At 48.0% G+C, this 26,818-nt stretch carries 18 protein-coding genes, 5 tRNA genes, 3 rRNA genes, 1 other RNA gene and 1 pseudogene; 3 read left to right on the top strand and 25 right to left on the bottom strand.

Annotated features, from left to right (window positions below; translation table 11 throughout):
* Positions 1-42: 42 nt before the first annotated feature.
* Both EJL91_RS06825 and EJL91_RS06830 read right to left on the bottom strand, forming a co-directional pair.
* Positions 43-1,002, bottom strand: a complete 960-nt coding sequence (locus tag EJL91_RS06825) for a hydroxymethylglutaryl-CoA lyase (protein WP_341466963.1) — start codon at positions 1,000-1,002, stop codon at positions 43-45.
* 93 nt (positions 1,003-1,095) lie between these two features.
* Positions 1,096-2,280 carry a CaiB/BaiF CoA transferase family protein gene (locus EJL91_RS06830; protein ID WP_125141230.1) on the bottom strand — a complete coding sequence of 395 codons (1,185 nt, stop codon included), beginning with the start codon at positions 2,278-2,280 and terminating at the stop codon, positions 1,096-1,098.
* 255 nt (positions 2,281-2,535) lie between these two features.
* Here EJL91_RS06830 and EJL91_RS06835 point away from each other — a divergent pair, with 255 nt between their 5' ends.
* Entirely contained in the window at positions 2,536-3,501 is a 966-nt protein-coding gene (locus EJL91_RS06835; protein WP_125141231.1) for a LysR family transcriptional regulator, read from the top strand.
* Positions 3,502-3,843: 342 nt separating this feature from the next.
* Here EJL91_RS06835 and rpsR read toward each other — a convergent pair whose 3' ends face one another.
* The 22 genes from rpsR to ffs all read right to left on the bottom strand — a co-directional run bounded on the left by rpsR (position 3,844) and on the right by ffs (position 23,907).
* Positions 3,844-4,110: a 30S ribosomal protein S18 gene (rpsR, locus tag EJL91_RS06840; RefSeq protein WP_125141232.1), complete on the bottom strand. Its 267-nt coding sequence runs from the start codon at positions 4,108-4,110 to the stop codon at positions 3,844-3,846.
* A gap of 73 nt (positions 4,111-4,183) precedes the next feature.
* The gene (locus tag EJL91_RS06845) at positions 4,184-4,639 is read right to left on the bottom strand and encodes a single-stranded DNA-binding protein (protein ID WP_125141233.1); all 456 of its coding nucleotides are present in this window, start codon (positions 4,637-4,639) and stop codon (positions 4,184-4,186) included.
* Positions 4,640-4,658: 19 nt separating this feature from the next.
* Positions 4,659-4,946, bottom strand: coding sequence for a 30S ribosomal protein S6 (gene rpsF / locus EJL91_RS06850; RefSeq protein ID WP_003511098.1), 288 nt, complete (start codon positions 4,944-4,946; stop codon positions 4,659-4,661).
* Between the two features lie 230 nt (positions 4,947-5,176).
* Entirely contained in the window at positions 5,177-5,380 is a 204-nt protein-coding gene (locus EJL91_RS06855; protein WP_125141234.1) for a DUF951 domain-containing protein, read from the bottom strand.
* A gap of 42 nt (positions 5,381-5,422) precedes the next feature.
* Positions 5,423-6,148, bottom strand: a complete 726-nt coding sequence (locus tag EJL91_RS06860) for an NAD-dependent protein deacylase (protein ID WP_125141235.1) — start codon at positions 6,146-6,148, stop codon at positions 5,423-5,425.
* 214 nt (positions 6,149-6,362) lie between these two features.
* Positions 6,363-8,378, bottom strand: coding sequence for a GNAT family N-acetyltransferase (locus EJL91_RS25245; protein ID WP_125141236.1), 2,016 nt, complete (start codon positions 8,376-8,378; stop codon positions 6,363-6,365).
* Positions 8,379-8,781: 403 nt separating this feature from the next.
* Positions 8,782-9,870, bottom strand: a complete 1,089-nt coding sequence (locus tag EJL91_RS06870) for a linear amide C-N hydrolase (RefSeq protein WP_125141237.1) — start codon at positions 9,868-9,870, stop codon at positions 8,782-8,784.
* 100 nt (positions 9,871-9,970) lie between these two features.
* A tRNA-Cys gene (locus tag EJL91_RS06875) sits at positions 9,971-10,041 on the bottom strand.
* A gap of 4 nt (positions 10,042-10,045) precedes the next feature.
* A tRNA-Glu gene (locus tag EJL91_RS06880) sits at positions 10,046-10,117 on the bottom strand.
* A gap of 33 nt (positions 10,118-10,150) precedes the next feature.
* Positions 10,151-10,223 (bottom strand) — tRNA-Asn (locus EJL91_RS06885).
* A 132-nt stretch (positions 10,224-10,355) separates the two neighbouring features.
* Positions 10,356-13,243 (bottom strand): 23S ribosomal RNA (locus EJL91_RS06890).
* Positions 13,244-13,496: 253 nt separating this feature from the next.
* A tRNA-Ala gene (locus EJL91_RS06895) sits at positions 13,497-13,569 on the bottom strand.
* 121 nt (positions 13,570-13,690) lie between these two features.
* Positions 13,691-13,764 (bottom strand) — tRNA-Ile (locus tag EJL91_RS06900).
* Positions 13,765-13,768: 4 nt separating this feature from the next.
* Positions 13,769-13,886, bottom strand: a 5S ribosomal RNA gene (gene rrf / locus EJL91_RS06905).
* Between the two features lie 58 nt (positions 13,887-13,944).
* Positions 13,945-15,476 (bottom strand): 16S ribosomal RNA (locus tag EJL91_RS06910).
* The 16S, 23S and 5S rRNA genes sit together here with 5 tRNA genes alongside, the layout of an rRNA operon.
* Before the next feature lie 743 nt (positions 15,477-16,219).
* Positions 16,220-16,924, bottom strand: coding sequence for a CvpA family protein (locus EJL91_RS06915; RefSeq protein ID WP_125141238.1), 705 nt, complete (start codon positions 16,922-16,924; stop codon positions 16,220-16,222).
* Positions 16,925-17,092: 168 nt separating this feature from the next.
* Entirely contained in the window at positions 17,093-19,414 is a 2,322-nt protein-coding gene (locus EJL91_RS06920; RefSeq protein ID WP_125141239.1) for a tetratricopeptide repeat protein, read from the bottom strand.
* Between the two features lie 49 nt (positions 19,415-19,463).
* A complete protein-coding gene (gene recR, locus EJL91_RS06925) occupies positions 19,464-20,063 on the bottom strand; it encodes a recombination mediator RecR (protein WP_125141240.1) in 600 nt (199 codons plus the stop codon).
* 3 nt (positions 20,064-20,066) lie between these two features.
* Positions 20,067-20,420, bottom strand: a complete 354-nt coding sequence (locus EJL91_RS06930; protein WP_125141241.1) for a YbaB/EbfC family nucleoid-associated protein — start codon at positions 20,418-20,420, stop codon at positions 20,067-20,069.
* Positions 20,421-20,553: 133 nt separating this feature from the next.
* Entirely contained in the window at positions 20,554-22,164 is a 1,611-nt protein-coding gene (gene dnaX / locus EJL91_RS06935; RefSeq protein ID WP_125141242.1) for a DNA polymerase III subunit gamma/tau, read from the bottom strand.
* A gap of 28 nt (positions 22,165-22,192) precedes the next feature.
* Complete coding sequence (locus EJL91_RS06940) at positions 22,193-23,272, bottom strand: 6-phosphofructokinase (RefSeq protein WP_125141243.1); 1,080 nt, start codon at positions 23,270-23,272, stop codon at positions 22,193-22,195.
* 371 nt (positions 23,273-23,643) lie between these two features.
* An RNA gene (gene ffs / locus EJL91_RS06945) (signal recognition particle sRNA large type) lies at positions 23,644-23,907 on the bottom strand.
* A 376-nt stretch (positions 23,908-24,283) separates the two neighbouring features.
* On the opposite strand from ffs, the pseudogene EJL91_RS06950 reads away from it, so the two are divergent.
* Positions 24,284-25,318 (top strand): annotated as a pseudogene (locus EJL91_RS06950) (branched-chain amino acid aminotransferase); the annotation flags it as partial.
* 126 nt (positions 25,319-25,444) lie between these two features.
* Here EJL91_RS06950 and tadA read toward each other — a convergent pair.
* Positions 25,445-25,930, bottom strand: coding sequence for a tRNA adenosine(34) deaminase TadA (gene tadA, locus EJL91_RS06955; RefSeq protein ID WP_423243427.1), 486 nt, complete (start codon positions 25,928-25,930; stop codon positions 25,445-25,447).
* A gap of 189 nt (positions 25,931-26,119) precedes the next feature.
* On the opposite strand from tadA, the gene EJL91_RS06960 reads away from it, so the two are divergent.
* A complete protein-coding gene (locus EJL91_RS06960; RefSeq protein ID WP_125141245.1) occupies positions 26,120-26,812 on the top strand; it encodes an anaerobic ribonucleoside-triphosphate reductase activating protein in 693 nt (230 codons plus the stop codon).
* Positions 26,813-26,818 lie beyond the last annotated feature (6 nt).

A 26,818-nucleotide genomic window follows, 5' to 3' on the forward strand; every position in this document is an offset into this window, starting at 1 on the left:
TTCACATTATAAATTTTATATCGTATATCGGGGATTGTGTTCTTATTTACCCAGAGTCTGATTCTTAATCTGTCCCGTCGGCAGCTCGCGGATTAAATCTTTAGCCTTTCCGGCGCGCAGCAGATAGCTGTCTGTGGAGTGCCCCACCAGCTCCACTACCTTCCGGCTGATCGCCATAGCCTGATCCAGGTTTATACCGGTCTCCACCCCAGATTCCTCACACATATGCAGTACATCCTCAGTCGCTACATTGCCTGCGGCACCCGGTACAAACGGACAGCCGCCCACGCCAGCAAAGCTCGTGTCAAACTGTGTAAAACCGGCCTGCATTCCCGCCAGGATATTAGCAATTCCCAAACCGCGCGTGTTGTGAAAATGGAGCCACCAGTTTACCTGAGGATAACAGCGGCGCATCTCGGTACACAGATTGTAAACCTGAATAGGATACGCCATTCCGGATGCATCCGACAGGCTGATTTCATCAATCCCCACCGATAAATAAGCATCCACTATATCTTTAACATCCTGAAGCGGAATCTCCTTATCCCAGGGTGAACCAAACGCCATGGAAATGGAACCGGAAATGCCGATACCCGCAGCGTTGGCTTTCTCAACACACTCTGAAAAACCGGCCACGCTCTGTGCCGGAGTCCGGTTCAGATTAGCCAGATTATGCGCTGCGCTGGCGGAGACATTCAGCTTCACCTTTTCACAGCCGCAGGCAGCCGCACGTTCTACGCCGCGGACATTAGCAATCAGCGCACGGTACTCCACTCCGGGGCTCTTTTCTATTTGTTGGAACACTTCATCTGTATTGGCCATCTGCGGCACTGCCTTGGGGCTGACGAAACTCCCCACCTCAATGACAGGAAAGCCGGCTTCAGACATGGTGTTGATCAGGCCAACCTTGTCTTCAGCAGAAATGATTTTCTTCTCATTTTGCAGCCCGTCACGGGGGCCGACCTCGCAGATACGAATTCTTTTTATAATTTTCATTCCCATAATTATGTCCTTTCCACCATTTTCGAAATGAATTCCGGTTTTCCCGCCGGATTAGAACAATCCGTCATATCGAACCTTCCTTTCTATTCTACATTAGATAGCTCCGCTCTCCATTAATCCAGCCAGTTCCTCTTCACTCTTCCCCAGCAAACCGCCGTAGATTTCCTGATTATATGAGCCCAGCTTGGGTCCGGCCCACTTTACCTGTCCCGGCGTTTCGCTTAGGACTGGAAATACCCCCGGCATCTTAATGCTGCCGAACTCCTCGCAGGGAACCGTGAGAATATCGTTGCGGTGATTGTACTGAGGGTCCTCGAAAATATCCTTCATACTGTAGATGGCGGAAATGGGCACGCCGCACTCATCACAACGTTTTTTTATCTCCTCATAAGTTAGACCGGCAATCCACGCTGTCACTGCGTCCATGATCGGCTTTGGTTCAGCTAGGCGCTCCTGGGCCTTTTCGTACTTAGGCAGCCAGTCGGAGCGGTCCATCGCATCGCACAGATGCCAAAAAACAGGATCGGTGCTGCACACCAGAATTACGTATCTGTGATCCTTTGTTTCAAAAGTCCCGATAGGACAGGAGGCACCGTTAGGCATCGGACTTCGTTCACGCACAGTTCCAAACTGATCGTACTGCGCCACCATGGCCTCTTCCATGCGAAAAATTCCTTCATAAAGACTGATATCGATTTCCTGAGGCATACCTTTCAAAACATCACGGTGGTACAAAGCAAACATAGTGCCGATGACTGCATTCAGTCCTGCTATATAATCCGCCAGCGCAAATGGAGGGCTGACCGGGGGACGATCCTGATATCCGGTCATGTATGTCATGCCGGAAAATGCCTGAAGTGGGGTACCGAGGCCGGCCAGCTTGGCATTGGGCCCCGTCTGTCCATATCCTGTAACATGTGTAACGATAATATTAGGGTTGGCTCTGCGCATAACCTCCACACCAATTCCCCATTTATCCAGAGTTCCGGTTTTGAAATTTTCGATCACCACATCGCTTTTTGCAACTAGCTCCAGAAAAAGTTTCTTACCTTCCTCTTTGTGGAAATCCAAGGTTATACTCTTCTTATTGCGCCCCATAGCCGGCCATCGGATACTGACTCCGTCTTTCAAGGGCCCCATGGCACGAAACGCATCTCCGCGTCCGGGCATTTCAATTTTAATAACCTCCGCGCCGAAATCCGCCATCAGACCGGCCGCCCAGGGAGCTGCAATGACAGTAGAAATATCAAGAACTCTGATTCCTCCCAATGCTTCCATTCTATTTCTCCTTTACATTCTGTGATTTTGTAATATTTACCAATAATTATTCAAATAGCCGGTACCGTTTTGTGAATTTCTTATTATGGCAATACTATATCATCCAATTCAGCAAATGAAAAGCTAATAAAATTTCAATATCGGCAAATTTAATTTGCAGCATAGAATGAACCGTGTTAGAATGAACTTAAAGCAGCCATATCACTGTCTGTGAGACTGTTTTCCACTGTAAACCTTATCTTTGAGGGACTATTTATGTTTAATAATTATCATTATTTTATTGTTCTGGCGGAAGAGTGCAATATTTCCCGCGCCGCAGACCGGCTGTTCATCACTCACCAAAATCTGAGCAAGTACCTGTCCAACCTGGAATCAGACTTTGGGGTGGCACTGTTTCAGCGCAAACCAACTTTTTCACTGACCTATGCCGGCCGCCTGATGCTGCAATCACTTAAAGAAACTGAACAAATTGAAAAAAACATCCGTGCACAGTTTGTTGATCTGCGCGGGGATGTCACAGGTGAAATCCGCATTGGCACTACAGAAGGACGGTTCCGTATATTAATGCCGGATATTATGAGCGCTTTCAGGGATGCTTTTCCTGATGTTCAGTTGCTGATCAGTAGTGCGGCATCACCGGATTTGCGCAAAATGGTGCAAAACAACCAGCTGGATCTCATGATCGCCGGGATTCCCCCCGAAAATAAGAATAAGCTGGATTATGTCAATGTATTAGATGAAAAGCTTTATTTGATTATCAGTGATAATATGCTTCAAAACATATTTGGAAAACAATTCCCAGCCTGTAAAAAGGACCTGAAGATGGGGGCAGATTTAAAATTATTTCAGAATATCCCTTTCGCCATGAACCTGCCCCACTTTAATTCCCACATTTTATTACAGCAGCACCTGGACAAACATGGAATCGTACTGAGCTGTGTGCATACCTCCAGTCATCCTGATTTGCACCATATGATGTCTGCCCGTGATTTTGCCGCCAGCTTCTGTCTAACCATGTATCTGCCAAGCCTGATGAAATTGAATAAGGAATTAGACAATAAACTTAATATCTTCCCTATCAAGGATTTTTACGATACGAATCCTGTAGCCATCTGCTATGCCAAGAATCGTATATTTCCCCGATACACCAGAGTTCTTCTTCAAATGCTGAAACAGCAGTGTAGACATTTTTCCGAATTTGATAGAATTGTTTTAGAATAGCTCGCTTTATAACGGTCACTATACCATCATAATGAGAAAAAGATTAGAAATTCTGCCTGCCGAACTCGCTCGCCGGGATGCTGCCGCATGCGGCATTCTGCCTCTTCGCGCGAGTGCGCATCCTGCCCGGAGGGCTATTTATTCTATATAGCGTTACACAAAACTTTCCTATAGAATAAAATAGGCTGCAAAGTAGGGAATTTTATGGTTTAGTTCCATAAATTGTCCTGCTTTGCAGCCATCTTGTTTTGATGATTGCGAAGTTTCCTGAAAAGGAAACATCTCATTTTCATTGAAAAAAATTAATACCAAATACCTTAAAACTCTTAGAAAATAAAAATTTTAATCACAGGTATATGGCATAAGAGCGATATGTCTTGCTCTCTTGATAGCTACTGTAAGAGCCCTCTGATGTTTAGCACAGTTTCCTGTGATTCTTCTCGGAAGGATTTTGCCTCTCTCAGATACGTATCTTTTTAATTTGTTAACGTCTTTATAATCAATTACTCCGTTTTTCTCTCCACAGAATACACAAACTTTTTTTCTTCTGCGCATGCCGCCTCTTCTCATCTTGGAAGCGTCTGTTCTATCACCTTTATTGAATGCCACTTAAGTTACCTCCTTCACAAATCAGATGTCCATATAGTCCTTGTCCGATCGACAGAGGACCGGTTTCCGTCTCTTAGTTAAACGGAAGACCTTCATCTTCTACTCCGTCAGGAATATTCATAAAACCATCACCGATTGCACTGGATGGAGCCGGGCGTTCTGCCGGGCGATAACCGCCTTCGCTTCCGCCTGCCGCATTCTTGCTCTCTGCGAATTCCTGATCCTCTACGATTACTTCTGTAGTATATACTTTCTGACCGTCTCTGTTAGTGTAGCTGCCAGTTTGAATCCTTCCGGTTACCGCAACTTTGGTACCCTGGTGGAAATATTTCTCAGCAAACTCTCCTGCTCTGTCAAATGCAACACATGTAATAAAATCTGCTGTCTGTGCGCCGTCGTCTCCACCGCTTCTGCGGCCTCTTCTGTCAACAGCCAGTGTATATCTGGCAATTGCCATAGCGCGTTCGCCCTGGGAGTATCTCACTTCCGGGTCTCTGGTCAGTCTGCCCATAAGAATAACTTTATTCATACGATCACTCTTTCTCTATTTATGCATCCTGTCTTACGCATAAGTATCTGATTACCGGCTCCATGATACGGATGTGTGCCTCAACTTCGTTAGGGCATACGGAATCAGACTCGAAATGGATGAAGTAGTAAAATCCTTCTTTCATCTTCTGAATTTCGTAAGCTAATCTCTTCTTACCCCATTCATCAATGTCTGCAACAGTGCCGCCGAAACGTGTAATGTAACCTGTCACCTTTTCGATTGCTGCTGCTCTCTCTTCATCTTCGAGTTTTGCGCTAAGAACAACTGCTAATTCATATTTGTTCATGCTCTTTTTACCTCCTTGTGGTCTCTGACCCCCTGACTCCAGCAGGGAGTAAGGATATTAGTTAATATATCACGAATATTTATGATACCAGATTTTTCAGGTGTTTGCAAGCACTTTCTTCCTGTTTTTTCACGGTTTTACATATGATTTCCTTAAAATTCCGCCATTTTTGCAATGGGTCATATGCCGTTTCCCCTAATTGCGTCATAACACTGTCCGGACCTGCGTTTTTACTGCGTTCCGGCCTGCTCCGGATTCTTCTTTTTGAGTCCCCTCGTACTTTTTTCCACCAGGGTCCTCGCCATCATGACCTGATGGCCGCATCCCGTACATTTCAGACGGAAGTCCGCCCCCACGCGCAGAATTTCCCATTCATGGCTGCCACAAGGGTGCGGTTTTTTCAGTTTGACGACATCACCTATCTCATATACCATCTATGTCTCTCCCCTTATTCATGCTTTCTGTATCTCACCGTATCAATCCAGACCGGCGGCCTCCCCCAGCACTTTTCCAATGCTGTCGCAAATGACGAGATTCGCCTGGCTGTCCCTCGATGTAACGGATTTATTAATCAGAACCAGCTTTGAGCCTCTGTAATAATCAATCAATCCGGCTGCCGGATACACAGTGAGGGATGTTCCGCCTATTATAAGGACATCCGCCTTTCTGATAAAGTCAACAGAACGCTGGATTACATCGTTGTCCAGGCCTTCCTCATAAAGAACCACATCGGGTTTTATCATACCGCCGCACTCACATTTCGGCACGCCGGATGCCTTTACGACATCGTCAAGGCCATAGAACCTTCCGCACCGTGTGCAGTAATTGCGGTGGACGGAACCGTGCAGTTCAAGAACCTCACGGCTTCCAGCCGCCTGGTGCAGACCGTCTATATTCTGGGTTATCACCGCTTTCACTTTCCCCTCCTGCTCCAGCTTTGCCAGAGCCAGATGGGCTCTGTTTGGCTTCGCATCGGGAAACAGCATTTTATTCTTGTAAAAACGGTAAAATTCCTCCGGTTTCCTGACATAGAAAGAGTGGCTGATAATTGTCTCAGGCGGATAGTCATACTGCTGGTTATAGAGTCCGTCCGTGCTTCTGAAATCGGGGATGCCGCTCTCCGTCGACACTCCAGCCCCGCCGAAAAATACAATATTATCGCTCTCTTTTATCCACTGTTTTAATACCGCAATCTCATCCATTCTGAAACCTCCCCTTTCCATCCCGGATTTTATATACATTTCTTAAATTTATACTGCTTACTTATATATTTTCTTAGGTTATATAGGCGCTTTACTTATATGCATGCTTTGCTTATATCCGTGCTTCGCTCATGTCCGTGTTTCGCTCATGTCCATGCTTCGCTTATATTTCCTTTTGTTACTTAGCTTTTCTTGATATATAACGTTTGTGTCATTACACAATTTCATCTATAAATGCCTGATTTACCGTCTCAATCTGAGCCAGTTTTTCCATCAGTTCCACAGACAGCTCAGGATGTATTTCTTCCAGCTTCCTGTAACCGCACAGCCAACCGATAAGCGCTCCCGGCGTCATGCACAGTGTCTCTCCATCCTCTCTGTGCCACTCTGCCTCTGCTCTGGCGGCTGACGAGCCGCTGTCCCAGAGTTTCCAGATATAGCTTCCATTTACGGCATCCAGAATATGATCTTCAATCTTTATCTTAATCTGAAGCTCTTTTCCCGCTTCACGCAGCCTGAACAGGGACAGAAATGTCTCCGCGCAGGTCACCCTTGCCATAATAGCTGGTTTTCTTTTAATTTCCTCAGTAAATTGCCCATCGGTGTAGAGAAGCCTCTGTTCTTTCCCGTCTGCTCCCCAGTGAGCTATAAGACCCGAGACCTGCTCTCCGTTGATGAGGAATTGAAGCGTTCCGCCCTCAGATTCCAGTTCCTTGATCAGACGGCTGACATAAGCTGCATCACGGCGGCAGTACATGTCATAGCGCCCGGCAAGCCACTGTTCCATATACTGGGCGGCCTTTTCACAGTCCTCTTCATTATCCCGGCAGTCCATCGCAGTCAGCCTCTCTCCGGCACTCTCCGTCAGGGACAGAACCGGCAGTTCACTGATATAAGCAAAGTCTAACGGCAGATAAATCCGTTCGTCCGCAGGCATGAGAAAGACGAATGGAACCTGTTCATGATTCATATCCTGCATCATGCGCATAAACACATCCCTGAAATGCCCCTCACGGCGGTGGCTTTCCTCCGTGGCGACACCCACCACATAGTAAGTTTCGACATCCTGCCCTTTGACACGGACACGGTATGGGTTCAACTGTGTCATGGATATAATTAGTCCGTTATCATTTTTCACCAGAATGCGGTTGTCCCTAGTCTTCTCGGAATAATAATACTTCACAAACTGCTCGGAGTCTTCCGGAAAACAGGAATGCCAGAGACGCTCCGTATCTGATTTATCATCGTCGGACAGGTATTCAATCCTGCTGCCCGATATGGTATTGCCAATCTGCTCAGCCCAGCGGTATCCTTTTTTACCGTCCAGAAGCTGCTCAACAAGGTATTTTCTCGCATAATCGGCCGGATTATAGGAAGATTTTGCTTTGCGCAGTCCTTCAAGTCCCATGTCATCTTCCCTGTTAACCCACTCCACTTCAGGGAATTCCTCGATTAGAAACTGCTGATTGATGAACTGGTACAGGCCGTTAATCTCCGGGTTAGCTTTCTCGATGTGGATGACGGCCATATTTTCCACCGGGTTAAAACTGCCGATGGTAAATGCCTCCAGCTGTCCGTCAATAAACACGCCTCCCATGCGCACATAGAGAGCCGAACAGTTTTTAAGAATGTCATGGATTCCGCGCACCTCATAGTCCAGATGTTCCTCCACGTCATCACCCTTCTGAAGTCTCCATTTATCAAGAAACTCCCAGACCTCATGGCTATCGGAACAACAGAGACGGCGGTATTCATATCGTCCTTCATACTCGCGTTTAAAAGCATTGACGCGGTTTTTCTTCTTATGCAGCTTCTTGCCTGCAAGAGTTCTCATTGCATTGCCGTCGTAGAGATAATCCCTGGAGTCCACCTGCTCTTCCACCAGATACTTGTCCTCCGGCAGGGCCAGATACTGTACTGCAAATTCATCCGCCAGATTGATGACCAGCGGGTATCCCAGTTCTTCATTAAAATATTGCTCTATTGCCTTAAATGCATCCGGAAGATCTTCCTCGCGGCAAAGCGGCATGGCGGAAAAACATTTGCCGCCGCTCTCCATCAGCCACAGGAGCGCTTTTCCCTCCCATATTGCATATTGTACATGATAATACTCTTTCCATATAAAACTCTCCAGGAACACGCTGTCACATGTCTTGTTGTGGCGTAAGTTATAAAAGGGAAGTACATCCCCGATATTGTCTATATTAACTGTCTTAAACTGTAAATCCATAGTTCCTCCTTGCGGTATCGTGGTTCACGTATTCAGGTATGACTCGCACTAGATTCGGAAAGACCTCATCAAGTGCTCATATTATACCGTTCTTACTAAGCTCGGTGGGACCTCGCTAAGTATTCAGGTATGACTCGCACTAGATTCGGAAAGACCTCGTCAAGTGCTCATATTATATCATACATTATATTATAAGTAAAAAAACTCTTTTTTAACATTATAAACGCAACTTAAAAAAAGAAAAAGCCCGGAGTTTCATATTTCTGGCGGATTTAAGTAAAAAAAACGGCGAAAAACGCGTTTTGCATTTCTTTCACCGTTTTTACCCAGAGGCGTGGAGACGTGTTCCGGGGCTTTGTCTTTGTATAATTCTTGTTTTGTTTTTCTGTTGTATTGCAGTATTTTATTCCGCCAGGCTGAACTCATGGGCAGGTTTGTCGTACTGGCGCTCTGTGATTACGCTGGCTGTCAAATCCGTATTGTTGTAAATAATAGACCACTGGGTCGCGTTGAGTCTTCCTGTCGTCTCAGACACATGCCAGTCGCTGGATGCCGCTTCGAGAAGATCCATTCCCGTCTGTGCATCCTTCAGCACGCCTCCGCACTCATCCAGTTTGTTTTTAAGTATCTCATAGCGATCCTGACCACTTCCAAAATTGTATTTCTTTTCGGATAGAAGAAAATTGGTCACCATCTGATAATTCTTCTCGGCTGCTATCACCTCGTATTCATTGTCAACATACTCAACTACAACGCTGTTCCCCTGCGCGTCCGATATCTGGAAGTGGTAACAGCTTCCTGCCGATGAATGCATATCATACTGCTCCAACAGCGCCAGCGCTTCGTCCACCGTAGCCGCCTTGTCGAGAATCAGACGGATTGCCGTGGTGGTTGTGACATCTGTTTTGCCCGTGTCCTGGTTGGTCGGTTCATCACCGATTCTTAAGACCGCTGCGGTCAGGCCTTTTTCATTAATTCCATCCAATGGCGCATAGGGAGCCGCCAAAGTGATAATTTTTTGTTTAAATGTTTCCGGCAGCTTGTCCTCTCCAAAACCCAGAAAAGCAAGGTTCACCGTAGAAAATGAGCGGTATCCATTATCCGGTTTTGTTTCCACGAATAATGCCGGGGAATACGTCAAGTCAAAATTGCGCCCAAAAATCTGGTCCCCGTCTTCCGTCTGGGCGCTAAACGTGGAACAGCCCAAATCCGGAATCGAAAATTCCAGAGGAACTCCCTTCAGGAGCCGATCCGTAACAAATTTCACCAGTTCCGCATCTGTGGATGCTCCTTCTTTCAAAAAGTCATCAAAACCATAATCACCTTCATATTTCATTGTATACAGGACGTTGTCATCCACCTTCTTCAGTGAATCCAGTGTCTTTAACTCATTCCGGAACATAAATGCACCTCCTGCCACAGCAATCAAGAGCAATGCCGCAAGGCAGCCCACAATGTAAAGCAGCCGTGTTTTCCATTTATTATGCTGCATATCATTCTCCTTCCATTTATCTTTTATACCTGACACGTAAAAAACCGTGTTTTTCATGCAAAAAGCCACGGAAACATAATGTTTCCGTGGTTCATAAAAGAGGCGACGACCGGAATCGGACCGGTGATAAGGGTGTTGCAGACCCGTGCCTTACCGCTTGGCTACGTCGCCAGAGTGACCCCAACGAGATTCGAACTCGTGTTACCGCCGTGAAAGGGCGATGTCTTAACCGCTTGACCATGGGGCCTCTATAAAGTATAAAATTTTTAATACAAAAAAACTCCCCGAGTAGGACTTGAACCTACGACAGCGCGGTTAACAGCCGCGTGCTCTACCGACTGAGCTATCGAGGAATAAAGGGGAATGTTTTGGCTATCTGAACCAGACTCCCTCTCGGTTATCATGCCCAGATTTCCATTACATATACCTTCAAAACCACATATTGAAATTCATCCGTTTAAACTTTGTTTCCCTAACCTAACCTTTTGGTTAAGCCCTCGACCGATTAGTAACAGTCAGCTGCACATGTTGCCATGCTTCCACCTCTGCCCTATCTACCTCGTCGTCTTCAAGGGGTCTTACTCTTGCGATGGGATATCTCATCTTGAGGGGGGCTTCACGCTTAGATGCCTTCAGCGTTTATCCCGTCCCGACTTGGCTACTCTGCCATAGGTTTGATACCTAACAGATACACCAGAGGTCAGTCCATCCCGGTCCTCTCGTACTAAGGACAGCTCCTCTCAAATATCCTACGCCCGCGCCGGATAGGGACCGAACTGTCTCACGACGTTCTGAACCCAGCTCGCGTACCGCTTTAATGGGCGAACAGCCCAACCCTTGGGACCTACTTCAGCCCCAGGATGCGATGAGCCGACATCGAGGTGCCAAACCACTCCGTCGATGTGAACTCTTGGGAGTGATAAGCCTGTTATCCCCAGGGTAGCTTTTATCCGTTGAGCGATGGCAATCCCACTTTCATACCACCGGATCACTAAGTCCTACTTTCGTACCTGCTCGACCCGTCAGTCTCGCAGTCAAGCTCCCTTATGCCTTTGCACTCTTTGAATGGTTTCCAACCATTCTGAGGGAACCTTTGAGCGCCTCCGATCCCCTTTCGGAGGCGACCGCCCCAGTCAAACTCCCCACCTGACATTGTCCCACCACCGGATCACGGTGGCTGGTTAGAAATCCAGTATCACAAGGGTGGTATCCCAACATTGACTCCAAGAAGACTGGCGTCCTCTCTTCTTCGTCTCCCACCTATCCTGTACATGCAATACCGAATCCCAGTATCAAGCTAGAGTAAAGCTCCATGGGGTCTTTCCGTCCTGGCGCAGGTAACCAGCATCTTCACTGGTATTTCAATTTCACCGGGTGCATTGTTGAGACAGCGCTCAAATCATTACGCCTTTCGTGCGGGTCGGAACTTACCCGACAAGGAATTTCGCTACCTTAGGACCGTTATAGTTACGGCCGCCGTTTACTGGGGCTTAGATTCAAAGCTTCGATTGCTCTAACCTCTCCTCGTAACCTTCCAGCACCGGGCAGGCGTCAGCCCATATACCTCACCTTACGGTTTTGCATAGACCTGTGTTTTTGCTAAACAGTTGCTTGAGCCTATTCTCTGCGGCCCACTCTCGTGGGCACCCTTTATCCCGAAGTTACAGGGTCATTTTGCCGAGTTCCTTAACAATGCTTCTCCCGCCGGCCTTAGGATTCTCTCCTCATCCACCTGTGTCGGTTTACGGTACGGGTACATATCACACAATAGCGGCTTTTCTCGACAGCCCCTACGCCAACTTCGCTACTAATAGTTCGCTACGCGTCACGTCCTCCTGTTGTTGAGCGGATTTGCCAGCTCAACCAGTCCTACGCTTGCCCCGGTCTTTTCATTCCCGGGTTTGGCACCGGTTCTGTGTCCCCACAGTTCTGATGATATGCAGTACAGGAATTTCAACCTGTTGTCCATCGACTACGCTTCTCAGCCTCGCCTTAGGCCCCGACTTACCCAGAGCAGATCAGCTTTACTCTGGAAACCTTAGATATTCGGCCTGGAGGATTCCCACCTCCATCTCGCTACTCATTCCGGCATTCTCTCTTCTTAAAAGTCCACAGCTCCTTATCGGTACTGCTTCACTCCTTTAAGAATGCTCCTCTACCAATTGTCTTACGACAATTCCTAAGCTTCGGTGTTGTGTTTTAGCCCCGGACATTTTCGGCGCAGGACCTCTCGACTAGTGAGCTATTACGCACTCTTTGAATGTGTGGCTGCTTCTGAGCCAACATCCTAGTTGTCTTTGAAATCCCACATCCTTTTCCACTTAACACACACTTTGGGACCTTAGCTGTAGGTCTGGGCTCTTTCCCTTTTGACTACCCAACTTATCTCGTGCAGTCTGACTCCCGTACATCATTTATGCGGCATTCGGAGTTTGATATTCTTCGGTAGACTTTGACGTCCCCTAGGAAATTCAGTGCTCTACCTCCGCTAAACTAATACGAGGCTAGCCCTAACGCTATTTCGAGGAGAACTAGCTATCTCCGGGTTCGATTGGAATTTCTACCCTATACATACCTCATCGCTACCCTTTTCAACGGATGTGCGTTCGGTTCTCCATTTCCTTTTACGGAAACTTCAACCTTGACATGGATAGGTCACCCTGTTTCGGGTCTGCACATGCTGACTTGACGCCATATTAAGACTCGCTCTCGCTTCGGCTCCGAACCTGTAGTGCTTAACCTTGCCAGCATCCGCAACTCACCGGACCGTTCTACAAAATGTACGCGGTCGCACCTTAACGTGCTTCCACAGATTGTAAACACAGGGTTTCAGGTTCTCTTTCACTCCCCTCCCGGGGTCCTTTTCACCTTTCCTTCACAGTACTATGCGCTATCGGTCACTAAGAAGTATTTAGCCTTGGGGGGTGGTCCCCCCGACTTCCCGCAAGGTTCCACGTGTCTCGCGGTACTCTGGATCCTGCTGCTGCCTATTGTTTTCATGTACGGGGCTTTCACCCTCTCTGGCCGGTCTTTCCAGGACCGTTCCATTAACAAATCGGCTCACGTATGCAGTCCGTAACCCCAGAGTGCACGCACTCTGGTTTGGGCTCTTTCCCTTTCGCTCGCCGCTACTCAGGAAATCGATTTTTCTTTCTCTTCCTCCGCCTACTTAGATGTTTCAGTTCAGCGGGTTCCCTTCCATACGTTATGTATTGGCGTATGGATACTTGAGGTCTTCTCAAGTGGGTTTCCCCATTCAGATATCTCCGGATCAAAGGATATTTGCTCCTCCCCGAAGCTTTTCGCAGCTTATCACGTCTTTCATCGGCTCTTAGTGCCAAGGCATCCACCCTGCGCTCTTATTAGCTTAACCAATTGACTCAAACCTGCGGGTGCGGGTTCTTGTCTAAGATTCATAGCGTTGAATCTTTGGTTTAGGTTTACAAATAAATTCGTTTTGGTTTGTTTTTTCGGTTACACTTTCGTGTAACACCTCGGATGTCTTGATTTTCTTCCATGAATTGCTCCATGAAATACTTATCTAGATATTATTTCAATATGCAGTTTTCAAGGTACATGCAGATGCTCTTTTCCCTGCGATGGCTCGCAGTTCTTTTTGCATCAAATGGAGATGGAGAGATTCGAACTCTTGACCCCCTGCTTGCAAGGCAGGTGCTCTCCCAACTGAGCTACACCCCCATGGATGCGGGCCTTCCCTAATTAAAGGCGATCCCATATTCATTTTGTTTATTATATTGAATTCAGCCGTTTATCCTGTCAGTATGCTGTTCTCGTTCCACGGCATTACCCTCTCGGGTAATGGGCTTAAGTGGACTCGAACCACCGACCTCACGCTTATCAGGCGTGCGCTCTAACCGGCTGAGCTATAAGCCCATTAATCTGGCAGCCACCTGCTTTCCCATATCGTTACCAATATAGTATCATCGGCCGCTTAGGTCTTAACCATCGTGTTCGGGATGGGAACGGGTGTGTCCCCTAAGCGCATCGCCACCAGAAATGTTTGAGTTCTTGAAAACTCAACAGTATATAAAACCTTTACTTCTTCTTCCTTAGAAAGGAGGTGATCCAGCCGCACCTTCCGATACGGCTACCTTGTTACGACTTCACCCCAGTTATCGGTCCCGCCTTCGGCAGCTCCCTCCTTGCGGTTGGGTCACTGACTTCGGGCGTTACTGACTCCCATGGTGTGACGGGCGGTGTGTACAAGACCCGGGAACGTATTCACCGCGACATTCTGATTCGCGATTACTAGCGATTCCAGCTTCGTGCAGGCGAGTTGCAGCCTGCAGTCCGAACTGAGACGTTATTTCTGAGATTTGCTCCACCTCGCGGTCTCGCTTCTCTTTGTTTACGCCATTGTAGCACGTGTGTAGCCCAGATCATAAGGGGCATGATGATTTGACGTCATCCCCACCTTCCTCCAGGTTATCCCTGGCAGTCTCCCAAGAGTTCCCATCACTACATGCTGGCTACTTAGGATAAGGGTTGCGCTCGTTGCGGGACTTAACCCAACATCTCACGACACGAGCTGACGACAACCATGCACCACCTGTCTTCTCCGCCCCGAAGGGAAGGGGACGTTACTCCCCGGTCGGATCGATGTCAAGACCTGGTAAGGTTCTTCGCGTTGCTTCGAATTAAACCACATGCTCCACCGCTTGTGCGGGTCCCCGTCAATTCCTTTGAGTTTCATTCTTGCGAACGTACTCCCCAGGTGGAATACTTACTGCGTTTGCGACGGCACCGAAGAGCTTTGCTCCCCAACACCTAGTATTCATCGTTTACGGCGTGGACTTCCCTGGTATCTAATCCTGTTTTCTCCCCACTCCTTCCGGCCTCAACTTCAGTTATCTTCCAGTAAGTCGCCTTCGCCACTGGTGTTCCTCCTAATATCTACGCATTTCACCGCCACACTAGGAATTCCACTTACCTCTCCGACACTCTAGTTCCATAGTTTCCAAAGCAGTCCCTCCGTTGAGCCGCTGGCTTTCACTTCAGACTTACAGTACCGTCTACGCTCCCTTTACACCCTGTAAATCCGGATAACGCTTGCCCCCTACGTATTACCGCGGCTGCTGGCACGTAGTTAGCCGGGGCTTCTTAGTCAGGTACCGTCATTTTCTTCCCTGCTGATAGAGCTTTACATACCGAAATACTTCTTCACTCACGCGGCGTCGCTGCATCAGGCTTTCGCCCATTGTGCAATATTCCCCACTGCTGCCTCCCGTAGGAGTTTGGGCCGTGTCTCAGTCCCAATGTGGCCGGTCACCCTCTCAGGTCGGCTACTGATCGTCGCCTTGGTAGGCCGTTACCCTACCAACTAGCTAATCAGACGCGGGTCCATCTTGTACCACCGGAGTTTTTCACACGGCATCATGCGATGCTGTGCGCTTATGCGGTATTAGCAGTCATTTCTAACTGTTGTCCCCCAGTACAAGGCAGGTTACCCACGCGTTACTCACCCGTCCGCCACTCAGTCAACTTAGCTTCCATCCGAAAACTTCCGCTAAATCGCTTCGTTCGACTTGCATGTGTTAGGCACGCCGCCAGCGTTCATCCTGAGCCAGGATCAAACTCTCATGTTTAAGATTTGATTCCGTTCAAAAATCGCTTGGCTATTTTTGTCCGTTTGTGTTCGCTTTTGTAGCACTTTCGTGCTCCGCAAGTGTATCACGTTTTTACTTGGTTTTGTTCTGAATGTTCTCTCGAACTTCTAGGCTTAACCAAAAGCCTTTGTTCTTTAAGAATTTTCAAGGTTTTACATACTGTTCAGTTTTCAAGGTTCTTTGTTGTTGAACGCTACCGTTTGTTCTCAGCAGCAACTTTTATATCTTACCATAATTGTTTTTGTTTGTCAACAACTTTTTTTATTTTTTTAATTTTCTTTTTTTGAACCGCCGCTCGTTTTCAGCAACTTGAATATCATACCACAACCCTTAATCAATGTCAACATTTTTTTTCAAACTGTTTTGCTTTTTTTACCTGGAGGGGATTCACGGATTCATTCCTGAAACTTCCTTTGATAATGAAAGACTGATTTGATTTCTGAAGTTGTGTTCCAACGCGCTAATTACGTTGGAACTAAAATATACCACTTGTGCCATAAAATGTCAATAGAATTTGTAGCTTTTTTTCGATCAATTTTTATGTTTTTCGCCGCACCACCAGATATGCTATTTTTTCAGTATATTCCCTATATTTTGTGGTGCGGGATTTTGTCTGTCTTTTTCTGTTTTTTCTCTGTTTTTCTTTTATTGTATCTTTTGTTGTAATTATATCTATTTTTTATTTTGTATAGAACCTTTTTATCTTCTCCCCAAACCGGATGCTATAAGATCGTTTTGACTACCGTCATGACAAAACTGCTCAATAGATTATGATCATATATATAAGAAAGAAGTGCACTGCTCTCTATCTGCTGTATTAATGCCTTCCCTCCCGCTGTTCCTGAGAAGGCCGTGACGAAAAGGCAGATAATCCATAAAAAAATCAGTCCCTCCGCTCCTCCCAGAAAACCTCCGGCTATTTTATTGATCCCCGACAGAATCGGCAGCTTAGCCACCAGGTCCAGCCATACCGTGATGATATTCAGCCCAGCGAAAACCACTACAAACAGGACCAGAAAACCGATAATATTGATAATGCTGTTTGCCAGGTAGCTTGCTATATACTGGGTAAATGTTTCCACCCCAAGCACTTTATAAACTTCGTTATTGTTATTCTCCAGCAGGGCTTCTTTCAGCTGCTTCGGCAGCTCCAGCCCTTCTATAATTGTGCGCTGTCCCGACGGCTCTTCCGAATCGGCGCTCTGCTCTATCTTCATCGCATCCATCATGCTCTCTTCAAACGCACTGTAGATTTTGGTATTGTTTTTCAAAAAGTCCGTTACCTGCGGCATTGCGACGTGTATTGCCGCAAAGGTAATAATCAGGGCGACTGCCGACACGGCCAGCTTGATAAATCCCTTGTAGTGGCCGTACAGCACCATCCCGATTAAATAGACTGCAACTGCAATCGATAACCAGTTTTCCATTATTGCCTCTTTTCCTGATGTGTTCCGCCGCCGTGAAAGAGAAGGGCGCTGCAGTACCAATTCCCCCTGCAGCGCCTGCTTTCCTTACCGTATATCGGAACATGTCCGTGAAATCACCCCCGCAGTCTGTGCACAGCACCTGGCTGCGGATATTCTCTGCGGCATCCTCTAGTCAAAAAAATGCTTTTCTTTTAATATCAACAGACCGTCTTTATCGTACTTGGAAGAGAACATGCCTCCAAATGAACGTTTTTCCGCTTTGTCTGCTGCTTCCTCTATCAGATCTTCTGCATTGGCTTTTGTAAGAGGCACTCCGTCCTCCTCCATCATTTCCGCCCTCTCATACAGCGCAAGCATGCTTTTGCCGGAAATGCTGCAGTCAATCTCTGTGGCGTACTTGCACGCGTACTGGGCAAATTCCTCCACATCCATCTCGCTTCCGTCATCCGGATCACGCGGATATTCTTCGTCCGGTTCATCCTGATAATCGTCCTCATCCGGCTCTTCAGGTTCTTCATCGTCCTCGTCTCCGGATTCATACTGATAACGGCGTTCGTTTTCTTCCATCTCCTGACGGCGTCTTTCTAAGTCTTCTTCATACTCAGCCTGGCGTCTGGCCTCATCTGCTTCCAGCTCCGCCTGCTGCTGCACCGCATTTGCCGCCTCGTATTCAGCCTGGCGCATTGCCTCTTCGGCTTCATATTCCGCGAGTCGTCTGCTTTCTTCTTCCTGGCGTCTGGCTTCCTCATCGCGTTCCATCTGCAGTCTTCTGGCATCTTCCGCATCACGGGCCGCCTGACGTCTAATCTCTTCTTCGCGCTCTGCCAAACGTTTTCTTGCCGCCTCGGCCTCACGCTCGTCCTGTAGTCTTAAGAGTTCTTCTTCATGAGCTCTCTCTGCCTCGGATTTTTCATTACGGCCCGGGCCGTAATGGGTATCTGATTCACCTTCACAGCCGATATACTGGAATTTTCCGGCCAGGGAAGGATAACTGTTATGCATCCGCTCCATTCTGGCAGGCGTATCGATCAGGACTACAATCATGCCCGTATTATCCTGCTCCATCAGTTCACTCAGTTCTCCGATCGTGATACGATCCAAATCGCCGGCTCTTTCCACTACTAAATCTTTTCCTGTAAGTCTGTCCGAAACCGCAAAAATTCCTTTTCTGTTCAGGTTGTCTCCGCTGATCTTAGCCACCGGATTCTTAGTTCCAAGTTCACGGTGGATCTTTTTAAGTGATTCAAGGGCAAGCACAAGTCCCTTTTCAGGATCTTCCGCCTCGATCATCAGGTGATTGCTCTGGTCGTCGTCCGGCTCCAGATCCCAATCCTCCACAATGGTCTCCTCTTCCTCCTCAAACCGGTTAATGACAGGCTCATCCGAAGCCGCCGCCTGGGCCGACGCAAGCTCATCATCCTCCAGTCCCGCATGGCCTGAAAGTCTGTATTCTTTAATATCACGGATATTGTCTAAAATCCTTGTCTCACCAAATGAGCCGCTCTCTTCCTCATCGTATGGCTCCATACGTGACATTTCCCTGGCCAGTTCTTCCTCTGCCCGGGCCTCATGGAGGCTGGAAACAAGATCGTCTTCCAGAAAGCTTCTCTCATCCGGATAGCGCTGTCCGTCATCATCTTTATCGCGTTCATCCGTCATCTCATTGTTATCCATATCATAATCGCCGTCATTCATATCATAATCGTCCGAACGGTCTCTGTCCATCTCACGGTTTCTTCTGCCGCGCTCACCCATATCCCGGCTGTCAATGTCTGCATCCTCCGCATCCTCGGAATCGTAGTACTCCTCTTCATCAGGCTCTCTTTTGAATGTCCTGCTGTTGTATTTCTCTTCCACGGCACGCAGTTTTTCTTCGTATTTCTCTCTGTTTTCCACCAGATCCATCTGATATTTTGTCAGAGGGGCAAACTGCAGCTTCAGTTCCATAGCCTTATCCACGTATTTGCCCAGGCCGAACATCAACATAATCCTGTCACACATGCTGACGCACTGGCTCTCCATACCGGCCTGCTGATACAGCTCCGCCAGATGGTACATCCACTTTTCATCCAGTTCCTCCTGGCAGTATTTCTCCAGGGAATGGATCAGTTGTTCCGTCGTCGCTCCCTTTGCCTCCAAAATCAGGAAACGGAGCAGGTTCTGCCTCGGATCATCCACAGCCAAATCACAGAACTCTCTGTAGTATGCCTCCGCTTCCGGCACATTACCCTCTCTCAGGGCAAGATCCGTAAGTTTAAATAACAGCCCTTTGCCGATTGGCGCGCGTTCAAATGCAAGGAGTAAAATATCCTTGGCATCCTGATACTCTGCATTCCTCTCATAAACCTGGGCGATTGTAGTAAGCAGGCTAGTGCTGCGCACCCTTCTCCAGTCTATGGTGTCTGCAATTTTCATGGCGGTTTCATAGTCACCTTTGTTTACCAGTTTTTTAATCTGTTCAACTTTGATGTTAAACTCGTACTTATCCATCTCTTTTGCATCTCCTAACCGTCCGCGCGGAGCGGACGACTTTTAATCCTTACAGTTCCGTCCGTCCGTCAAGAGCCCGGAGCAGCGTAACCTCGTCAATATATTCCAAATCTCCGCCCACGGGTACCCCGCTGGCGATTCTTGTAACCTTGATTCCTGTAGGCTTAATCAGTTTGCTGATGTACATGGCCGTCGTCTCACCTTCCAGACTGGAGTTGGTCGCTATGATCACCTCATTGATCTCGGCTTTTTGAAGACGGGTCATCAGTTCCTTCAGTTTGATATCATTCGGCCCTATTCCGAGCATGGGGGATATCGCCCCATGGAGCACATGGTAAACTCCCTCATATTTGCCGGTCTTCTCATAGGCTGCCAAATCTCTTGTATTTTCCACCACCATAATGGTGGCGTGATCCCGCCTGTCACTGCTGCAAATAGGGCATAGTTCTTTATCCGTCAGTGTAAAGCACTCACTGCAGTAGCGCACATTGTGCTTTGCGTCAATCATGGCCGTGGACAGGCGCTCCACCTGCTCCGGCGGCATATTGATGATATGAAAGGCCAGGCGCTGAGCCGACTTGCTCCCGATACCGGGCAGCTTTGACAGCTCCTCTATTAATTTCGTAATCTGATTGCTGTAATAATCCATAATTTAGAACGGGAAACCGCCTCCCAGGCCGCCTAAACCGCCTGTCAGTTTTGACATCGCCGCACTGCTCTCCTCTTCCGCCAGGCGGAATGCCTCATTGGTTGCAGCAACGATCAGATCCTGAAGCATCTCAATATCTTCCGGATCTACTACTTCTTCTGAAAGTTTAACAGACACAACTTCTTTCTTGCCGGAAACGGTAACCGCTACAGCTCCGCCGCCTGCGGAAGCAGTATACTGCTTTTCTTCCAGCTCTTTTGTCGTCTCTTCCATCTGCCGCTGCATCCTCTGCGCCTGCTTCATCAAATTATTCATATTGCCAGGCATTCCGCCTGGAAAACCGCCACGCTTTGCCATGGTGTCCATCCTCCTGATTATTAATCATCTTTTATAATATACTTGTTTTATGCTTTTTATCTCAAAATCCGGTCTGCCGGGAACCGGTACACCCTGATGTTCCTCTCTGCAAATCGGATTATCTGTGATCCTGTCAGTCCTCCACTACAATATCATCGTGAATGACTTTTAAATCATCGTCGCTCACATAGAGCGTTGTAGACTTTTTGCCGGAATCGTTCAGGCTGGCCTTGAAATCTATGCTCTTACCATAGTTTTTCTCCACCGCCTCTTTTAATTCCTGCATTACCGACTCCCGGTTTACGATGGAGAAATTACCGGCGTCGCTGAATGTGATGCTAAGACAGCTGTCACCGGCCGGCTCCACCTCCGTATCCCTGAGAGCCACGCGGACCGCGCCTCCCATCATCCTGGAAACCTTCTGCCATTCGCCGCGCATCAGCATCAAATCTTCATACTGGGCCTTGGGAAGTGAAACGGTTTTGGCCGGTTCTTCCGCTTTGCCCGGTTTCTGCTGTTCTGCCGTGCCTTCCTGTCCGGCCCCCGCTCCCAATGCCGCAAGCGCGGCCAGATCGGGCAGACTGGACGGAAGTTCATCCATTCTTTTCTCTATCATGTTAAGCCGCTGGAGAACGGAATCAAGATTCTGTTCCATCGACGGCCTTGTCAGCTTTATAAAAGCAATCTCCGCCAGGACACGCTTCTGGCTGGCATAGCGCAGCTGTCCCGACAGCTCCGAGAATATCCTGATATACCTCATCAGTGTCTCGCCGTCCGTCATATCCGCCTCTTCCTTTAACAGGGCGATATTCTCGGACGACATATCCAGCATATCTTCCGCATCATCTGTTGTCTTTACAATCAGAAGGTTTCTCATATACCAGACGAAATCATTCACCATCTGTGTCAGATCGCGTCCCTGGATTATCATCTCTTCTATCTTATAAATACAGCCCTTGGTGTCACCTGCCGTAACCGCCCTGAACAGACTGCTGAATACGCTGTTATCGACAGCCCCCAGCACTTCCAGCACGTTGTCATAGGTGAGCTTCTCCCCAAAATGGAATGCCGTGCACTGGTCCAACAGACTCAGTGCGTCTCGCATGGAACCATCCGCCGCTTTCGCCACATACCGCAGCGCTTTCTCATCTACGTCGATCTGCTCGGCCTGGGTCAGCTCATGAAGGCGGGCTGCAATGGTATCAATCGTAATTCTCTTAAAATCGTATCTCTGGCACCGCGACAGAATCGTGATCGGAATCTTGTGGACCTCCGTTGTAGCCAGGATAAATATAACATAGGACGGCGGTTCCTCCAGTGTCTTTAAAAGGGCATTGAACGCCCCGATGGACAGCATATGGACCTCATCGATGATGTAAACGCGGTAGCGTCCCTCCGTCGGCGGATACTGTACCTGATCGCGGATATCACGGATATTCTCCACACCATTGTTGGATGCCGCATCGATTTCCACCACGTTCAGTGAAGCGCCGGAGGATATCTGGCGGCACATCTCACATTCGCCGCAGGGGCTTCCATCGACCGGATTCTCACAGTTCACGGCCCTTGCATATATCTTTGCAATACTAGTCTTACCTGTTCCCCGCGTTCCGCAGAACAGATAGGCGTGTCCGATTCGTCCCGACGTTATCTGGTTTTTTAATGTCTTTACAATGTGGTCCTGGCCTTTGACCTCATTAAATGAGACCGGCCTCCACTTCCTGTATAACGCTGTATACGACATGACCCCTCTGCTCCTTCATTGTTGCTTACTATTCGTCGCCGAAGCTGATTCCCACAGACTTGGCTTCTTTAATTATGTCACTCTTTGGATCGACCGTCTTAAGCTTGCCTGCAATGTCCTCCAGAGGCACCTTGGTAATCTGGCTGTCGTTCAAAGCAACCATGTAACCATACTCTTCATTCGCAATCATCTGAGCGGCAGCCGCTCCGAGGCGCGTGGAAATAACACGGTCAAACGGGGTGGGCTCTCCGCCCCTCTGCATATGTCCCGGAACCGTGACGCGTATCTCCTGTCCTGTTTTCTCCTGAATCTGAGCACCCAGTGCGTATGCGACCGACGGATAAACCTGGCCGTTCTTCTTCTTTTCTTTCAGTTCCTTCTTGGTAAGCGCCGCATCATCCTTGGAAATAGCGCCTTCCGCCACCGCCAGGATGGTGAAATTCTTACCGCTCCTCACTCTGCCCTTGATAGCCTCCACGACAATATCGATGTCGTAGGGAATCTCAGGAATTAAAATGATGTCCGCACCTCCTGCAATTCCTGCATAGAGGGTCAGCCATCCTACTTTATGTCCCATTATTTCCACAATGAAAACACGGCCATGGGAAGCCGCAGTTGTATGAATGCAGTCGATTGCATTGGTCGCCACTTCTACGGCGCTGTGGAAACCGAACGTCAGCTCGCTTCCCCACAGATCATTGTCAATCGTCTTCGGAAGGGAAACGATGTTAAGCCCCTCCTCCCTGAGCAGGTTGGCCGTCTTCTGGCTCCCGTTGCCGCCAAGCACCACGAGACATTCGAGTTTTAATTTATAATAAGTATGTTTCATTGCAGCTACTTTATCCAAACCGTTCTCATCCGGAGTCCTCATCAGTTTAAACGGCTGTCTGGATGTGCCTAGAATGGTGCCGCCTCTTGTCAGTATTCCTGAAAACTCCGACGGCTTCATAATCCGGTAGTCTGCATACATCAGTCCCTTGTAGCCATCCTCAAAACCTACTATCTCAACGTCGTCATACATTTTATACAGAGCCTTCGCCACACCACGCATTGTTGCATTCAGGCTCTGGCAGTCTCCACCGCTGGTCAGCATACCAATTCTCTTCATGAATGACACACCCTTTCTTAACACTGTATTTTCATCCTGTCACCGTTCGTAACAACAGGCTGATCTCAGGTTACAATATACCCATTTTGTAATTATAATACAATCATGTTCCGTGGGCAAGGAAAATTTCTTTACGATCTTCTTTACTCCGCCTTACTCTTTTACGGGAAAGAATAAGGTTTTACAGCGCCTTCCGGGAAAGCGCCCACTGTAAATGCAGAGAACCGCACCGAAGCATAACCCTCCCGTGCAGTCCTGACCGTGAGGGCTTTTTTATATCATAGGAGTACTTCCTATGATATAAAAAAAGCCGTTCCAATCGGAACAGCTTATCATTGACACAAAAATCACGATATTAGAATATATTAAATCCGCACATCCCGCTTCGAACGTATGTCACAAACGTTACCCTCGCAGTTAACTCCGTCCAGGCAGCCTCACGGCACACAAGAGCTTCTGCTTAGTGCTGCTGCATTCCTGCCCTGACACGGTTCACAGATTCCTGTTGCGTAAGACCCAGACTTCAACGCCACTTACAAGGGGCAGCTCTGCAACAAAACGCCCTCGGCGAGGACATCACCCCTGCTGTAGCGGATTGCAGGTACAGGGCACCGCTAACTCCCCGGCTAGTGCGGAAACTTTATAACTTGATTATGGCTGATGATGTGAAATCTTCAGCTAGTTAAGTATACATGGAGGCCGACTTTTTGTCAAGCCACAACCGCTTAAGCTTCACAACTGTTACAGAGGTTTTTCGCCGCCTGCGCACACCTGTTTTCCCTGCAAGACAAGGTATAACAAAATAACATGGTAAATATGCCCAGATAGCATTTTATATTTACAGCAAAACCCTTTATAATAGGAAAAAAAGATACTGCCCCGCCGGTTGGAAGCAATTTTTCAGTTTTTTCAGCACATAATCTTGCAACGTGAGCCAGATGTTATTATAATAGGGGCAAACCATCATTTATCACTGTAACACGTTAACACCAGTTCAATAAACAAGAATGGAGTATCGCTATGGAAAAGAAAAATCTTGATTGGGCAAATATCGGCTTTAGCTATATTCAGACCGACTACCGCTATGTTTCACAGTTTAAGGACGGCGCCTGGGACGAGGGCGTCCTCACAACAGACGCAAATATTGTATTAAACGAATGTGCAGGCGTGCTCCAGTACGCTCAGACATGTTTTGAAGGTTTAAAGGCCTATACCACGGAAGACGGCCACATTGTAACATTCCGCCCCGACTTAAACGGAGAGCGTATGGAGAATTCTGCAAAAGGCCTTGAAATGCCTGTTTTCCCGAAGGAACGCTTTGTGGAAGCGGTCGCAAAGGTAGTGGAAGCCAACGCAGCTTTCGTTCCGCCGTACGGTTCCGGAGCAAGCCTTTACATCCGTCCATATATGTTCGGTTTTGATTCTGTCATCGGAGTAAAACCGGCCACTGAATACCAGTTCCGCATCTTCGCTACTCCGGTAGGACCATACTTTAAGGGCGGCGCAAAACCGATCACGATCCGCGTCAGCGATTTTGACCGCGCGGCTCCACACGGAACCGGCCACATTAAAGCTGGACTGAACTACGCGATGAGCCTCCATGCAATCGTGGACGCGCATAAGAACGGGTTCGACGAGAATGTCTACCTGGATCCGCAGACGAGAACGAAAATCGAGGAGACAGGCGGTGCAAACCTGATCTTTGTCACAAAAGACAATAAACTGGTTACTCCAAAGTCTTCCAGCATCCTTCCGTCTATCACACGCCGTTCTATCCTTTATGTTGCAAAAGAATATCTGGGCATGGAGACCGAGGAGAGGGAGGTATTCCTGGACGAGGTGAAAGATTTCGCCGAATGCGGCCTCTGCGGTACGGCAGCCGTTATTTCTCCGGTCGGCAAGATCGTGGATCACGGCAAGGATATCTGTTTCCCAAGCGGTATGGAGAAGATGGGTCCGTCTATACAGAAGCTTTATGACACACTGACCGGCATCCAGATGGGCCATATTAAGGCGCCGGAAGGCTGGATTAAGGTGATTATGTAAGTGTGCATGGAATCCATATAATTAAGAATCTGCCTTTTTTCCGCAGTCAGGCTCTTCATTAATAGAAGGAGAGTCCGGACCGTTACAGCTGACGATATGCCAAGTAACGGTTCGGACTCTCCTTTTTCATTCACTCTTTGCCTTCTCTTTGCCCTTCTTTCGCAGTTCCCTGAAGAATTCCTTCAGCATCTGTGAGCATTCCTCCCCTAAAAGCCCCGTCTCCATCTCTACCTGATGGTTAAATCCTTTTTCATCCAGCAGGTTCATCACCGAACCGGCACATCCGGCCTTGGGATTCATGGAGCCAATCTTCACCTTGGGGATGCGGGCCTGGACGATCGCCCCGGCGCACATGGGGCACGGTTCCAGTGTCACATACATTGTACAGCCCTCCAGCCGCCAGTCTCCCATCTTTTTACACGCCTTTTTGATGGCGTTTATCTCGGCATGGGACAGGACGTTCTTGTCCACGATTCTTCTGTTATAACCTCTTCCGATTATTTTTCCCTCGTATACAATAACGCAGCCTATCGGCACCTCTCCCAGTGCATACGCTTTCTTTGCCTCGCGGATCGCCGCTTTCATATATTTTTCATCGTCGGTCATTTTCATTTTTTCGCTCCATCTGACGTTATGTCTGATTTTTTCCGTTATTCCCCTAATAAGTATACAAACCATCCTCCACTTTGGCAAGTTGCACATACCGGAATTTCGTACTATAATTGTCCGTATGACCAATGTAATCCCGCCGCCGGAGCATTTTGTCCCGGGCTGTGCGGCATTTTGAAAGGATATGGAATTATGATTATTTCCGGGCTTTTAAAGACAACTTTACTGGATTACCCGCAGCATGTGGCTGCCACCGTATTCCTGGGCGGATGCAATTTCCGGTGCCCGTTCTGCCATAACAGCGATCTCCTGGAGGGCGGAAGTGAATTGTTTTCCGAAAAAGAGGTACTGGATTTTCTGAAAAAACGAGCCGGTATTCTGGAAGGCGTCTGTATCACGGGCGGCGAGCCTACCCTGCACCGCGATTTGGAACCGTTTATCAGGAAAATACGGGAGCTTGGACTACTTGTGAAATTAGATACGAATGGTTACCGGCCGGATGTGCTGATCGATCTCTGTGAGAAGAAGCTGCTGGATTATGTGGCTATGGACATTAAGTCAGGCCGGGCCGGATACGGAAAGACTGCCGGCCTGTCCGGCCTCGACCTGTCTCTGATAGAAAAGAGTGTTGATTTTCTGCTGAAAAATACGGTTCCCTGTGAATTTCGCACCACGGTTGTGAGAGAACTTCACAGGGAAGAGGATTTTAAAGAGATTGGGGAATGGCTTTCCGGGGCCTCCGCCTATTTCCTGCAGAGCTATAAAGACTCCGAGAATGTGCTGACACCCGGGTTTTCAGCCTGCAGCAAAGAGGAACTGCTGTATTTTGCCGGAATTGTCGCCCCCTATGTGCCCTCCGTCTCATTGAGAGGCGTAGATTATTAATAATAC

Source organism: Clostridium transplantifaecale (assembly GCF_900626075.1).
GTDB lineage: Bacteria > Bacillota > Clostridia > Lachnospirales > Lachnospiraceae > Otoolea > Otoolea transplantifaecalis.

Coding starts and splice junctions, on each gene's coding strand:
- recR (WP_125141240.1), bottom strand. CDS start 20,063: ATGGATTATTACAGCAATCAGATTACGAAATTAATAGAGGAGCTGTCA.
- EJL91_RS06825 (WP_341466963.1), bottom strand. CDS start 1,002: ATGGGAATGAAAATTATAAAAAGAATTCGTATCTGCGAGGTCGGCCCC.
- EJL91_RS06940 (WP_125141243.1), bottom strand. CDS start 23,272: ATGAAGAGAATTGGTATGCTGACCAGCGGTGGAGACTGCCAGAGCCTG.
- EJL91_RS06930 (WP_125141241.1), bottom strand. CDS start 20,420: ATGGCAAAGCGTGGCGGTTTTCCAGGCGGAATGCCTGGCAATATGAAT.
- EJL91_RS06855 (WP_125141234.1), bottom strand. CDS start 5,380: ATGGTATATGAGATAGGTGATGTCGTCAAACTGAAAAAACCGCACCCT.
- EJL91_RS06915 (WP_125141238.1), bottom strand. CDS start 16,924: ATGGAAAACTGGTTATCGATTGCAGTTGCAGTCTATTTAATCGGGATG.
- EJL91_RS06845 (WP_125141233.1), bottom strand. CDS start 4,639: ATGAATAAAGTTATTCTTATGGGCAGACTGACCAGAGACCCGGAAGTG.
- EJL91_RS25245 (WP_125141236.1), bottom strand. CDS start 8,378: ATGGATTTACAGTTTAAGACAGTTAATATAGACAATATCGGGGATGTA.
- rpsF (WP_003511098.1), bottom strand. CDS start 4,946: ATGAACAAATATGAATTAGCAGTTGTTCTTAGCGCAAAACTCGAAGAT.
- EJL91_RS06835 (WP_125141231.1), top strand. CDS start 2,536: ATGTTTAATAATTATCATTATTTTATTGTTCTGGCGGAAGAGTGCAAT.
- EJL91_RS06860 (WP_125141235.1), bottom strand. CDS start 6,148: ATGGATGAGATTGCGGTATTAAAACAGTGGATAAAAGAGAGCGATAAT.
- EJL91_RS06920 (WP_125141239.1), bottom strand. CDS start 19,414: ATGGATAAGTACGAGTTTAACATCAAAGTTGAACAGATTAAAAAACTG.
- dnaX (WP_125141242.1), bottom strand. CDS start 22,164: ATGTCGTATACAGCGTTATACAGGAAGTGGAGGCCGGTCTCATTTAAT.
- EJL91_RS06870 (WP_125141237.1), bottom strand. CDS start 9,870: ATGCAGCATAATAAATGGAAAACACGGCTGCTTTACATTGTGGGCTGC.
- EJL91_RS06830 (WP_125141230.1), bottom strand. CDS start 2,280: ATGGAAGCATTGGGAGGAATCAGAGTTCTTGATATTTCTACTGTCATT.
- tadA (WP_423243427.1), bottom strand. CDS start 25,930: ATGAAAATGACCGACGATGAAAAATATATGAAAGCGGCGATCCGCGAG.
- EJL91_RS06960 (WP_125141245.1), top strand. CDS start 26,120: ATGATTATTTCCGGGCTTTTAAAGACAACTTTACTGGATTACCCGCAG.